This is a genomic window from Clostridia bacterium (assembly GCA_036562685.1).
GTDB lineage: Bacteria > Bacillota > Clostridia > Christensenellales > DUVY01 > DUVY01.
Map to the genome: position 1 here is coordinate 1 of DATCJR010000192.1, position 1,994 is coordinate 1,994.

Below are 1,994 nucleotides of genomic sequence, written 5' to 3' on the forward strand. Positions count from 1 at the left end.
TCATACATTTTGACCACTTGCAACCCTTTTTATATTTTTTTTAGGACTTTTTACCTTATTTTTTTAAAAAACAACCATTTTACTTCAAAATTTCATCTTCTATTAAAAATTTTGACCACTTATCTCCATTCGCTATAAAAAAACATAATCTTGCATTAACCGCATAAAAACATCTTATACCTATTGCTAAGATATAACTATGGTTTATTTCATCATATTACCAATGTTTTTAGTGTTATTAATAAATCATTTATTCCCTGAATTTGATGCACATAAACGCTACTCTATATGATATAATTTTGATTATGAAAGTTTTTGCCATAAGTGATTTACATTTATCTATTAACAACCCTAAACCCATGGATATTTTTGGTGGCACATGGGATAACTATATTGAAATTTTGACAAACAACTGGAAATCTATGATTTCTGATGATGATATTGTTTTGATTGCAGGCGATATCAGCTGGGCTATGACGCTTTCAAACGCATTGCCTGATCTAGACTTTTTGGCGCAATTGCCAGGTAAAAAAGTCATGATAAGAGGCAACCATGACTATTGGTGGAAATCAATATCCAGCATGAGAGCAGTTTTGCCTAAAAATGTCTTTGCTGTTCAAAATGATTGTATCAGATTGGAAAATTATATTATTTGCGGGACAAGAGGATGGACTGTACCTGAAAATAATGAAGTTCAAAGCGAACAAGACAAAAAAATATATTTACGCGAAATAGAACGACTAAAACTCACGCTAAAAGCATCAGAAAAAATACGCACTGAAAACGATAAAGTGATCTTGATGATGCATTATCCACCTTTTAACGCAACAAGATCACCTTCTGGTTTTACCGAAACAATCAATCAATATAATGTTGACTGTGTGGTTTATGGGCATCTTCATGGCAAAGGCGGCAAAACAAATTTGAAACTATTAATCAATAATACTCCTTATTATTTGACCTCATGCGACAAACTAAACAACATTCCTCAGCAAATTTTTTGAAATTTTACTCTGATTGAGGATACAGCGGAAGCTCGAAGAAGGAACTGCAAATATTTTCTGTAAATTCTTCACATTCTGGTATGCGACAATAACCATATGACGGGACCAAAAGCTCTGCTTCTATGGTTATTTTTATAATTATCGTAATACAAGCAGTAACATCCATTTGAAAATTATTAACAGGCGTTCCTTCAGGACAAATTGCAGAAACTACTGCTTCTACTTCATATGGTATTATTGATTGATTAGGTACAGCCAAGATTACATCGACAGTTATTCCGATTATTGCATCTGCTCTCCCTTCGACATTGTTGGCGTCAACATATATAACTTCCATAGGAATATTAACAAGGGCACGAACTCTTGCAAATCTGGGGCGTTCTGCAAGTCTTGTTACGGTAAGATTGTTTACTATGCCGCGTGTAGTAATTGACCTAGCGCTTACAAATGTTAACGGAAAAGCTGGATTTGCTGGCATAAAATTATTCAAAGTAATAGTAAGATCGTCCTGTTGAACCTGCTGAATGCAAGCATCAAAGACTTTTTTTACTTGAATGCATACCTTTTCGCACAATCCATGCAACGGATTTCCTGATATAGCTCCAGGTGTAAAATCACTTTTATTGCAATTGAAAAACGACATATAATCCTCCGTAAATCAATCTTATAAGATAATATATTCAACAAAACCTATTATTTGAACAAAACTCAATAAAAAAATCTCTTTGGAATCCAAAGAGATTTTTTATTATTAAAAATAATATCGATTAGGTCTTTAATTCTAATGCAGCTAATAAGTTATTTTAAATAATATAAAATAAAATAAAAAAGGGAACATTTTTTGTTCCCTTAACTATTTATCTTTATAAATATTTAATCTTCAATATATATAATTCTTCGGCAGGACTCGCATTCTATAATTCCTTTTTCTTTGAGTTTTGCAATAGCCGCCATTGATTGTTCCATTCGGCAACCTCCGCAACGATTACC

2 protein-coding genes are annotated in these 1,994 nt (G+C 32.5%); one reads left to right on the forward strand and one right to left on the reverse strand.

The window, feature by feature from the left end; genetic code table 11:
* The first annotated feature begins 305 nt into the window (after positions 1–305).
* Complete coding sequence (locus VIL26_08520; GenBank protein HEY8390969.1) at positions 306–1,004, forward strand: metallophosphoesterase; 699 nt, start codon at positions 306–308, stop codon at positions 1,002–1,004.
* 4 nt (positions 1,005–1,008) lie between these two features.
* Here the strand turns inward: VIL26_08520 and VIL26_08525 are convergent, their stop codons facing one another.
* A complete protein-coding gene (locus VIL26_08525) occupies positions 1,009–1,647 on the reverse strand; it encodes a hypothetical protein (GenBank protein ID HEY8390970.1) in 639 nt (212 codons plus the stop codon).
* Between the last annotated feature and the right edge of the window lie 347 nt (positions 1,648–1,994).